We start from the raw sequence: 10,797 nt of genomic DNA on the forward strand, positions 1-10,797 counted from the left end.
CCAGCCGGGGACGGAGGGCGATTCGAAATGGAAACGGCCCGCTACGAGGGAAAAACGTAGCGGGCCGTGAACGGGGAAAGCGCGAGCCTGACGATTACTTGCACTTCTTGAAGAGACCGACCCCCGTGCATTTCTGGCCGGTCTTCGCCGTGGCCGTCGCCTTTGCCGTCGGCGTGGGGTTCGTCTTCACCGTGCTGCCGCCGCTGCCGCTCGACTTCGCGGTGTTCGCGGCCTGCGCCGTCTCTTTCGGGGCCTCGGCGAGCTTGTATTCCTTCTCGAACTTCTTGCCGGCCTCGACGGTGATGTCGTCGTTCTGCGTGACGTAGCCGGCCTTCGAGACCTCGACCTTGTGCGCGCCCGGCGCGAGCTTGAGCTTCGACGGATCGTCGATCGCCTTGTCGTCGACCTTGATCGCGTCGCAGCCCGGGCTGCACTTGATCGCGACCTCGACCTCCTCGGCCGCGGGCGGCGGCGTGGGCGGCGTCTCGCCCGTGTTCGGGGGCGCCGCCGTGCTCTCGCCGCTCGTGGTCGGCGCGCCCGTCGGCGTGATGGCGATCGGCGCGTTCGGGTCGTCGCCCTCTTTCTTGTCCTTGCCGCCCGTGAGGATGAGCGCGCCCACCACGCCGCCGATGAGCAACACCGCGGCGACGCCAATGATGATCGGCAGCTTCTTCGAGCTGCCGCCGCCATCCATCGGCAGGCGCGGCGCTGCCGTCGTCGGCGCCGCCGGGCCGGGGCCCATGCCCATGCCCATGTCCGCATTCGCCTGCACCGCGGGGCCAGGCCCGCCCATGCCGGGTCCGCCCATGCCAGGCCCGCCCATGCCAGGACCGCCCATGCCCCCGCCTCCGGGCGGCGGCGGCGGCGGGTAGCCCGAGCCGTCGCTCGCGCCTCCCGGCTGGTAGACCGGTACCGCGGCCGTCGGTCCCATCGGATCGGCGCCGCCGATCGCGGGGAACGCGATGGTCGCGCTCGTGGCCATTTCGGGCATGTTCGCCGCGGCCGAGAAGGCCACCGCGAGCTCGCTGGCCTGGCGGAAGCGTTCGTTCGGATCGAGCGCGAGCGCGCGGTTGAACACCGCGTCGAGCACCGGCGAGACCATCGCGCCGAGCTCTTGGGCGCGCTGCGACGCGGGCTGACGGGGACCGACGAGCTCGTGTTGCCACGAGGCGAGGTCGGGCTGCGCGCCCTGGCAGGAGCGCCAGTACGGCCGGCCCGTGAGCGCGTAAAAGAGCACGAGGCCCATCGCGAACACGTCGGCCGCGGGGCCCGCGGGCGCGCCGCCTTGCATCTGCTCGGGCGCGACCCAGGGCGCCGCGATCGCGTAGCCCTCGTTCGTCTGCACGTAGCTCCGCGCGAGGCCCGCGCCGAAGTCCATGATGCGCACGGCGAAGCCTTGCGGCGCGACGAACACGTTCGTCGGCTTGAGCGCGTGGTGCATGAGCTGCCGCACGTGGGCGTTGTCCAGCGTGCGCGCCATGTTCTGCGCGATCTGCGCGACCTCTTGCGGCGAGAGCGGGCGCTGCGAGACGAGCTGCCCGAGCGACGGCGTTTGCGACAGCTCCGTCACGGTGAAGGGCGCGGCGGTCTGCGGATCGTAACCCGCGTCGAGGACCGGCAGAACGGCGTCGGGCGGCAGCCCGTTCGTCGCCGTGTAGATCTGCTCGATCATCGTCATCACTTCGGGGCGCTGCGCGATGTTCGGCGAGTACATGCGTACCGCCATCGCGCGCCCTGTCGCGTCGACGACGCGGTAGGTGGCCGAGGAGCCGCCGTGGCCCAGGAGGGCCTGGACCGAGTACTTGCCGGCGATCACGTAGCCGGGGGAGAGCTGGGGCGCGGTCACGGGTTACTTCTTCTCGCCGTCGGTCTTCTTGTCGTCGGCTTTCTTGTCGTCGGCCTTCGCTTCGTCGGCCTTGATCGACTCGATCGCCTTGCTCACCGCGCCCATGCCGGCCTCGTCGTCGTCGGCCGCGAAGCCGAGCGCGAGGAGGGCCTTGTCGCCTTCGAGGGGAGCCTGGAGCACGAGCAGCGTGCCCTTCTTCTTGGCGCGCTCGGCGCCCGGCATGTTCCAGACGTTGAGCTTGATGCCGTTCACCTCTTGGTTGTCCGGCTTCTGCTTCCAGTTGATCTTCGCGCCCTTGGGCAGCGTGATCGCGGCCGCCTTGACGAGGTCCGCGAGGGCCGTCTCGCGCGCCGCCAGGTCCTTCTTCGCGTCCTTGTCCGGCGCGTACGAGCCGAACACCACGACCGCGCCCTCTTCCGAGGCCTGCGCGATCGTCTGGGCGTCACCCTGCGCGTAGATCCACTTCTCGGCGGGCGTGAACGCGAGGCCCGCGCTCTTGACCTTCGCGACCGTCTTTTCGCCCTTCGACGCGCACTTCTCGTCGAGCGTCTCGCACTTCGGCGGAGGCGGCGGGGGCTTCACTTCGGTCGTCTCGGCGCCGGTGTCCGTCGCGTCCTTGGCGTCGGGTTTGTTCCCTCCGCAGGCCGCGGCGACGAGGAGAAGAGCGAGGGGAGCGATTGCTTTGAAGGTGCGGTAGACCATGCGCAAATCCGAGCGTGTCAGATGCCGGCCGGCGTCCGCAAGTATTTCGGGTCTCGCCCCCCCCACCTTCGCGCCGGATCCTGGAGCGCGGGGAGCGCACGGAGGGAAAGCCTCAGGGCTTCTTCTTCATCCCGGGCAGATAGGCCTTCTCGGGCGCCTGCTCGAGGAACTCGATCTTTTCGGCCGTCAGGATCCCGTACTTCGGGTTCGCGGCGGCGCCCGAGCTCGCCTTCGTGAACGTCACCGAATAGGTGCCCGTCACCTTGACCTTCGCCCCGATGTTGGGGATCGGGTTCGGCAGGTCCGCGCCCCAGAACTCGTCGGCGAGCTTCGCCTCGCCTTCCTTGCCCTTCGGCTGCTTGTCGATCGCCTCGATCAGCGTGAAGACCTGGGCGAAGTTCGACGCCCAGCCCATGACGTCGATCATGTCCTTCGTCTCGCCCTTCTCGTCCGCGATCGCGAAGGTCGGGATCGGCGCCTTGCAGTCCGGCGCATCGCCTTTGCCCGTCTTGTGGATCGAGCACGCCGGCGCGTCGGCGTAGTTCGTCTTGACGATGTAGCCGACGATCGAGACCTGCTTGCCGTTGACGTCCTCGAAGTGCACGCGGCTGCGGAGATCGTGCGTGATGCCCCAGATCGTGAACGCGCCGTCCGGCGTCTTCTTCTGCTTCTGCGGGAGCGTCGGCACGGCAGGCATCGCGGCCTTCTTGCCGCTGACCGCGGGCTTGGCCTTGTACGGCTCCTCCGCGGGCCCGCAGCCGAGCACGGCCGAGGCTGTGACGGAGGCGAGGGCGAAAACGAGTGCATGTCGGACGTTCATGGGTCTCTCCGGGCCGCTCGAGGGTACGCCCTCGGGCACAGGCTACCGCCCTGGGCAGGGGGATTGGGCTGGAAAGGGCTAACACGATGGCGCACGGCGCGTAAAGAGATTCGCCGAAGGTGGGGCGCGCGGGCGGCACGATCCCTCATAATGAGGCGCCGACCGGCCTGACAGGCCCGTCCAAACCTGCCCCTGTCTTCGAGCGTCGCCTGGACCACGAAGGTAGGGTAGTCTCCACGAACCATGCGCGAGACGAAGCTGCGCGCCCCGTTCGAGACCTCAAGCGTCCTCGTCATGATCCTCGCAGGTGGGGAGGGCCGGAGGCTCGGCCCTCTCACCTCGGATCGCGCGAAGCCGGCGGTTCCGTTCGGCGGGCGCTACCGGATCATCGACATCGTCCTCTCGAACTTCGTCAACTCGGGGCTGCACAAGATCAAGATCCTCACGCAGTACAAGAGCGCGTCGCTCGACGAGCACATCGCGCGGGCCTGGCGCCTGTCGCCGATGCTCGACAACTTCATCGAGACGATCCCCGCGCAGCAGCGCACCGGCAAGAGCTGGTTCAAGGGCTCGGCCGACGCCGTCTACCAGACGCAGCACGTCATCACGGACGAGTCGCCCACGCACGTCTGCATCTTCGGCGGCGACCACGTCTACAAGATGGACATGCGCCAGATGCTCGACGAGCACCTCGAGCGCAACGCCGAGGTGACCGTCGCTGCGATCCCCGTCCCGCGCAAGGAAGCCCGCGAGTTCGGCGTGATCGAGGCCGACGCCAGCGGCCGGATCATCGCCTTCCACGAGAAGGTCGCCGATCCGCCGCCGATGCCCGGCCACCCCGACCTCGCCCTCGCTTCGATGGGCAACTACATCTTCAACACGGGCAACTTGCTGAACGCGCTCGAGCAGGACGCGAAGAACGAGCAGAGCGCGCACGACTTCGGCCGCGACATCATCCCGTACATGGTCCGGAACGGCAAACGCGCGTTCGTCTACGATTTCCAGACGAACCGCGTGCCCGGCGAGGACGAGGGCTCGAACGCCTACTGGCGCGACATCGGCACGATCGACGCCTACTGGGCCGCGCAGATGGACCTCATCAGCGTCCAGCCGGCGTTCAACCTCTACAACCAGCGCTGGCCGATCCGCACGGCGATGGCCCACGATCCGCCGGCGAAGTTCGTCTTCCGCGACGAGTGGAACGCGCGCGTCGGCATCGCGACCGAGAGCCTCGTCTCGCTCGGCTGCATCATCTCCGGCGGCCGCATCCATCGCAGTGTTCTCTCGAACCGCTGCCGCGTGAACTCCTTCAGCCATGTCGAGGAGAGCGTGCTTTTCGAGAACGTCGTGATCGGTCGTCACGCCAAGATCCGCCGCGCGATCATCGACAAGGACGTCGAGGTCCCGTCGGGCGCCGAGATCGGCTACAACCTCGAGGAAGACAGGAAGCGCTGGTACGTGAGCGAAGGCGGCATCGTCGTCATCCCCAAGCGCGCGAAGATCGGCTGAGCGGGAGAGATGGGTCGAACGGTCGTCGTCGGCGACTTGCACGGATGCAGGGACGAACTCGAAGATCTGCTCGGCCACGTCGGGTTCGGCGCGGGTGATCGGCTGATCTCGGTCGGCGACCTCGTGGTGCGCGGCCCGGATCCCGCGGGCACGATCGATCTGCTCCGCAAGCACCACGCGCGCGTCGTGCGTGGCAACCACGAGGACCGGCTCTTGCGCTACCGGCAGGCGCCGCCGAACGCCGTGCCGCAGCTCGGCAGCCTGCAGCGCGAGGTCGTGCGCGCGCTGCGCCGCCGGCACTGGGACTTCCTCGCGTCGCTGCCGCTCTGGATCGACCTGCCGGAGCACGGCTTGCGCGTCGTGCACGCCGGCGTCGATCCCACGGTGCCGATCGAGCGCCAGAGCCCGCGCACGCTGATGTACGTGCGTTCGCTCAACGTGAGCGGTGCGCCCGAGGAGCGGCGCGGCTCGATCTTGTGGGGCGAGCGGTACGTCGGACCGCCGCACCTCGTCTTCGGGCACAACGCCCTCGAGCGCCCGCAGATCCACCGTGACGCGACGGGCATCGACACAGGCTGCGTGTACGGCGGTCGCCTCACCGCGATGGTCCTGCGCGCAGGCGAACACCCGCCGCCGCCCGAGGATCGCTGGAGCGTGCTCGTCAGCGTGCCGGCGCGAAGGACCTACTACCCGCGCTGAAAAGCGATCAACCGGATCTCGCCAACGGCGCGCGTTTCCGGCTACCCTCACGCCCATGCGCTCCGTCTGGCCTCGCCTCGCCGCGACGCTCGCCCTCACGGCTGCTTGCCATTCTGCGTTCGTCGTCGCGACGCCGTCCCTCGCGTTCGCGCAAAGCCCTGCCAAAGGCGACAAGGCCAGCGTCACCTCGCTCATCCAGCGCGGCAGCGCGCTCTTCGACGACGCCGAGTACGAAGAGTCGATCCAGACGCTCTCCGCCGCGCTCCTCCGTCCCGGCACGAGCAAGCAGGAGAAGATCGAGATATACCGCCTGCTCGCCTACAACTACATCGTGCTCAAGCGCGCGGACGAAGCGGACGCCGCCGTGCGCGGGCTGCTCGTGCTCGACGAGACGTACAGCTTGCCGCCGACCGAGTCGCCGCGCTTCAAGGACTTCTTCAAGGCGACGCGCGAGAAGTGGGAGGCCGAGGGCAAGCCGGGCCGCGAGACGACCGACTCGCCCGCGGTCGAGAAGGCGATCCGCATCATGCACACCTCGCCCGCGCAGGTGCCGCCGGGGACCTTGATCAAGCTCACGGGGCGCGTCGAGGATCCGGATGGCCGCGTGCGCGCGATGCAGCTCGCGTATCGCACGGGCGCGGAGGGCAAGTTCGTCCTCGTGCCCGCGAGCTACACGCTCGGCGAGTTTCGCGCGCAGATCCCGAGCGACGCGGTCAAACCCCCGCTCGTCGAGTACTACCTGCAGGCGATCGACAAGGGCGGCCTGCCGCTCACCTCGCGCGGCGACGCCGCGACGCCGCTGCGCATCGCCGTGCCCGCGGCGCAGAAGGGCGGCGTCCTGTCGAGCCCGTGGTTCTGGGTGCCCGTCGGCCTCGCGGTCGTGGGCGGCGGCGTGGCCGCGACGTACATCCTCCTCAACCAGAGGACCTCGACCGTGACGATTCGCGTGACGGAGTAGCCCATCCCGAGTGGCCAAGAGGCCCGATCCGCGCCAGAACCTCGTCCAATGACCGAGCCTGTTTATCCGTTCGTCGCCGTCGACGTCCCTCGCGATCGAGCCGAAGAACTCGGCGCACACCTCTTCGATCTCGGCGCCATGGGCGTCGAGGAGCGCGACGAGCAGACGCTCGCGAAAGGCGCGGGCTCCGGCAAGGTGACCCTCGTCGCGAGCTTCTCCACGCGCGAGGAGGCCGACGAGGCGATCGCGGCGCTCGTCGAGGAGGATCCCTCGCTCGCGCCGCGCATCGAGGAGATCGTGGGCGACGCCTGGCGCGACGCGTGGAAGCAGCACTTCGAGCCGTTCCAGTTCACGTCCGACGTCGTCGTGGTGCCGCCGTGGGTCGCCTACGAGAAGAAGCGCGCCGACGAGCACGTGCTCGAGCTCGAGCCGGGCCGCGCCTTCGGCACGGGCCTGCACGCGACGACAGCGCTCGTCGCCGAGATACTTCACGATCGTAAGACTTCGCTCGCCGGCGCGCGCGTGCTCGACGTCGGCACGGGCAGCGGGATCCTCGCGCTCGTCGCGCTGATCTACGGCGCCGCGAGCGCGCTCGCGATCGACAACGACGCCGAGGTCATCGACGTCGTGCGCGAGAACGCCGAGCGCAACGGCCTCGCCGATCGCGTCGTCGTCCGCGAGCAGACGATCGAGCACGTGACCGAGACGTTCCCCGTGGTGCTCGCGAACATCGAGACGCGCGTGCTCCGTCCGATCGCGGAGGATCTCACGCGCGCGGTGGCTCCGTCGGGCCTCCTGATCCTCTCGGGGATCCTCGCGGCCGAGCACGACGAGATCGTCGCGCGGTACACCTCGCTCGCGCGCCCGCTGCGTCACCTCGAGACGCGCCGCCGCGGCGACGGCACGGGCGACGACTGGGTCGCGATCGCGTTCGCTGCGTCATGAGGGGCCCGCTGCGTGTCCCCGTCGCCCGTGTCGAGGCGGGCGCTTCGATCCTCGACGAGGACGCCTCCCGCTACGTCGCGCGCGTGCATCGCAAGCGCCTCGGCGATCGCGTGGTGCTCTTCGATCCCGACCGCGCGATCGAGGCCGACGCCGAGATCACCGCGATCGATCGCGCGAGCGTCTCCGTCGTCGTCGAGGCCCCGCGCGCGGCCACGTTCCTCCCGGCGCGCCGCGTGACGCTCCTCCAGGCCACGTGCAAGAGCGACAAGTTCGACGCCATCGTGCGTGACGCGACCGAGCTCGGCGTGAGCCGTGTCGTCCCGATCGTCGCCGAGCGATCCGTGGGCCGCCCCGCGGACGGCCGGGCCGCGCGATGGCGCCGCATCGCGGTCGAGGCCGCGCGGCAATGCGGCCGCGGCGACGCCCCTGCGATCTCGTCGCCGATGGAGCTCGGCGAGGCCGTGCAGCTCTTCGCGTCGGGCGAGGGCGTCTTTGGCTTCTGCCTGGATCCCGTGGCCGACGCGCCGCTTGGCCCGGCGCTCCGGCGCCTCGGCCCCGACGTCGAGCTCGCGTTCGTCGTCGGCCCCGAGGGAGGTTTGTCGCCGGCCGAGATCGAGGCCTGCGCCTCGGCCGGCCTCGCGCGCGTCTCGATCGGCCCGCTCACGCTCCGCGCCGAGACGGTATGCGCGGCGGTGCTCGGGGCGGTCGTGCTCCTCTCGCGATAACGCTCGGCGCCGCGGACAAACGCGGCCGGGGACAAACGCGGCCGGGGACAAACCCCGCATCGGACTTGACAAACCCGGGCGCCCGGCATCACCTTCCGGCGTGTCTTTCCTCGACGACGTGCGCCGTTGCCTCGACCGCCCGGAGGGTTCTTCCTGGGCGCTCTCGGGCCTCGGCGCGCATCGAAAGACGCTGCTCGACGCGCTCGAAGCCCTCGAAGCGCGCGGCGAGCCCGAGGAGAAAATCGAGCGCCTGCACGACGTCTGGTCCGACAAGCTCGGGGCGTTCGTCCAGGAAATGCGGCGATTGCTCGAAGGCGGCCTTGCGTTCGGCGTGAGCGCTTCGGAGCTGCATGCGCTCGTCGACGTCGCGCTCCGCCGCCGGCTCGGTTTGTCCGACTCGGCCGGCTCGCGCACCCGCGATCGCGAGCTCGATCGCCTCTCCAGCGAGGTCCTTTTTTCCATTCAGCGGCCCGAGCGCACGCCGAGCCTCTGGCCCGAGCGGTATGCGCTCGAAGTGCGGGCATTGCGGCGCGCCGAGGGCGAGACGCTCCTCACGCCCATTGGCAGGCTCGTCCTCGGCCTGCCCGAGCGCGACGCCGTCCGGTGGCTGCTCGCCGTCGAGGTCGCGCAATCACGCGGGCCCTCGGATCCGTGGCGCCTGTCGCGCGCGGCCGCTGCGCGCCTCATCGCGGCGCGCAGGCTCCGCGTTTTCTGGTATGGAAGCGAGAGCTGGCCGGCGCATCCGCAATCGCTCGACCGGCTCGCCGCGCTCGGCCTCCTTTCGTTCGAGGACGAGGCCGAGGAGGCGCTCACCACCTACGAGCTCACCGAGAATGGCGCCGAGCTGCTCGCCGAAGTCGCCTCCGGCGATACGCCGATGGTCCTGCTCGCCGGCGCGCTCATTCAGGACGAGACGGCCGCCGTCCTCGGCCGCATTCGCGCGGCCACCGCGCTCATCCAGCGCGAGAGCGCCGCGTTCGCCATGACGCGGCACGCGCGCATGGTCGCGCACGAGATCCGCAATGCCCTGGTCCCCGTCCGCGAGGCGATCGACGATCTCTTTGCGGCGCTCGCGCGCGATGGCCGCGCGGCGCTCGTCGACCGGCACGGCGCCACCATCACGGGCGGCGTCGACCGCATTTTCCGGTTCATGACCGAAATGGCGCAGGTCGTCGAGCGCGCGGGCCCTCCGCCCGAGCCTTTCGACATCGCCGCGGCCATCGAGGACGCGCTCGCCGCCCTCGCCGAGGAGCTCGGCCGCGTGGCCTTGTTCGACCGGCCCCGCTTCCTCCCGCCCGTCCGCGGCCGTCGCGACCGGTTTGTCCTGGCGATCGTCGATTTGCTCCGCAATGCGGCACGCGCCCGCGACGACCGGCCGGCCGTGATCCGGGTCGCCGCCGAGCTCGATCGAGACGGCGCCATCGTCGTCACCGTCGACGACGACGGCCCGGGCGTCCCGCCCGAGTATCGAAAAGCGATTTTTGCGCCCGGGTTTTCCTTGCGGCCGGGCGGGACGGGGCAGGGGCTCGCGCTCGTGCGCGAGGTCGCGCGGGCGGAGCTCGGCGGCGAGGCGCATTGCGAGGAGAGCCCGCTCGGCGGCGCTCGATTCGTCCTCCGCCTGCCCGTGGACGCCGGAAGGAGCGCCGCTTGAGACCGATGGGCCGCATCTTGATCATCGACGACGACCCGAGCTTTTTGCAGCTCTATCGCGCGCGGCTCGGCGCCGAGGGGTATCTCGTCGAGACCGCGGACGAGATTGAAAAGGCGCTCGCGCGGCTCGACCAGGGCGGCTGGGACGTCGTGCTCGTCGATCAGAAGCTCGACGGCAAGACCGGCCCGGACACCGGCCTCGACCTCGTCTCCGAGGTCTCCCGTCGCGCCCCGCTCGCGAAGACGATCCTCGTCACGGGGTATGCCACGGAGGCCGCGGTCACGCGGGCTTTCCAGGACGGCGCCTACGATTACCTCGAAAAGGGCCCGATCTTTCGGGTCCTCTTGCTCGCGAAATTACGCAATGCCCTGGAGGCCGTGCGTGCGCACCATTTCGGCGAGCTCTCCTCGGACGAGGCCGAGGCGGCGATCCGCGACACCTGGGCTGCGGCCGAGAGCGAGACGGACCCGAATCGCAAGGGCAAGCTGCTCGAGGACCTCATGGTCCTCGTCTTCAAGACGATCCCCGGCTTCCGCCACGCCTCGGCCCGGCGCCGCAACGAGGAGGAGGAGATCGACCTCGTCATTCGCAACGAATCCACCGATCCTTTCTGGGTGAACGAACGCACGTCGTACATCCTCGCCGAATGCAAGAACTGGACGAGGCCCGCGGGCGCCACGGAGATTCGCAGCTTCTTGTGGAAGCTCTCGCGCAAGTTCAATCGCTCGCGCCTCGGCCTCTTCATCGCGCCGGGCGGTTTCTCCGCGCCCCTCCGCAGCGACCTGCACGGCGAGCGCCGGGACGATTACCTCGTCCTGCTCATCAACAAGGTCGACCTGCGGGAGCTCGTCCACGCGCCGGATCGAAATGCCTTCTTGAAGAAGCTCCACGAGCGGGCCGTGCTCGAATTGCACGGCGAAGGCCGCTGACAGGCGAAGGAGG

The 10,797-nt window shown here is 69.6% G+C and carries 10 protein-coding genes; 7 read left to right on the plus strand and 3 right to left on the minus strand.

Features of this window, described 5'->3' with window-relative positions; translation table 11 throughout:
* Positions 1 to 94 precede the first annotated feature (94 nt).
* The 3 genes from QHF85_RS27670 to QHF85_RS27680 form a co-directional block, all read right to left on the minus strand.
* Positions 95 to 1,846 carry a protein kinase gene (locus QHF85_RS27670; RefSeq protein ID WP_281330333.1) on the minus strand — a complete coding sequence of 584 codons (1,752 nt, stop codon included), beginning with the start codon at positions 1,844 to 1,846 and terminating at the stop codon, positions 95 to 97.
* Between the two features lie 3 nt (positions 1,847 to 1,849).
* Entirely contained in the window at positions 1,850 to 2,548 is a 699-nt protein-coding gene (locus QHF85_RS27675; protein ID WP_281330334.1) for a hypothetical protein, read from the minus strand.
* Between the two features lie 112 nt (positions 2,549 to 2,660).
* Positions 2,661 to 3,368 (minus strand): hypothetical protein, encoded by a 708-nt coding sequence (locus QHF85_RS27680; RefSeq protein ID WP_281330335.1) that lies wholly within the window; start codon positions 3,366 to 3,368, stop codon positions 2,661 to 2,663.
* A gap of 243 nt (positions 3,369 to 3,611) precedes the next feature.
* Here QHF85_RS27680 and glgC point away from each other — a divergent pair, with 243 nt between their 5' ends.
* The 7 genes from glgC (at position 3,612) to QHF85_RS27715 (ending at position 10,784) form a co-directional block, all read left to right on the plus strand.
* Positions 3,612 to 4,877, plus strand: coding sequence for a glucose-1-phosphate adenylyltransferase (gene glgC, locus QHF85_RS27685; protein ID WP_281330336.1), 1,266 nt, complete (start codon positions 3,612 to 3,614; stop codon positions 4,875 to 4,877).
* 9 nt (positions 4,878 to 4,886) lie between these two features.
* On the plus strand, positions 4,887 to 5,576 hold the full coding sequence (locus QHF85_RS27690; protein WP_281330337.1) for a metallophosphoesterase: 690 nt from the start codon (positions 4,887 to 4,889) through the stop codon (positions 5,574 to 5,576).
* Positions 5,577 to 5,631: 55 nt separating this feature from the next.
* Positions 5,632 to 6,534, plus strand: coding sequence for a hypothetical protein (locus QHF85_RS27695; RefSeq protein ID WP_281330338.1), 903 nt, complete (start codon positions 5,632 to 5,634; stop codon positions 6,532 to 6,534).
* Positions 6,535 to 6,582: 48 nt separating this feature from the next.
* The gene (locus QHF85_RS27700; protein ID WP_281330339.1) at positions 6,583 to 7,479 is read left to right on the plus strand and encodes a 50S ribosomal protein L11 methyltransferase; all 897 of its coding nucleotides are present in this window, start codon (positions 6,583 to 6,585) and stop codon (positions 7,477 to 7,479) included.
* The gene (locus tag QHF85_RS27705; protein ID WP_281330340.1) at positions 7,476 to 8,204 is read left to right on the plus strand and encodes a 16S rRNA (uracil(1498)-N(3))-methyltransferase; all 729 of its coding nucleotides are present in this window, start codon (positions 7,476 to 7,478) and stop codon (positions 8,202 to 8,204) included. The genes QHF85_RS27700 and QHF85_RS27705 overlap by 4 nt, the downstream gene beginning before the upstream one ends.
* A 100-nt stretch (positions 8,205 to 8,304) precedes the next feature.
* A complete protein-coding gene (locus QHF85_RS27710; protein WP_281330341.1) occupies positions 8,305 to 9,855 on the plus strand; it encodes a HAMP domain-containing sensor histidine kinase in 1,551 nt (516 codons plus the stop codon).
* A gap of 5 nt (positions 9,856 to 9,860) precedes the next feature.
* Entirely contained in the window at positions 9,861 to 10,784 is a 924-nt protein-coding gene (locus QHF85_RS27715; RefSeq protein ID WP_281330342.1) for a response regulator, read from the plus strand.
* Positions 10,785 to 10,797: the final 13 nt, after the last annotated feature.

Origin of the sequence: Polyangium sp. 6x1, assembly GCF_029946515.1 — a bacterium.
Lineage (GTDB): Bacteria > Myxococcota_A > Polyangia > Polyangiales > Polyangiaceae > Polyangium.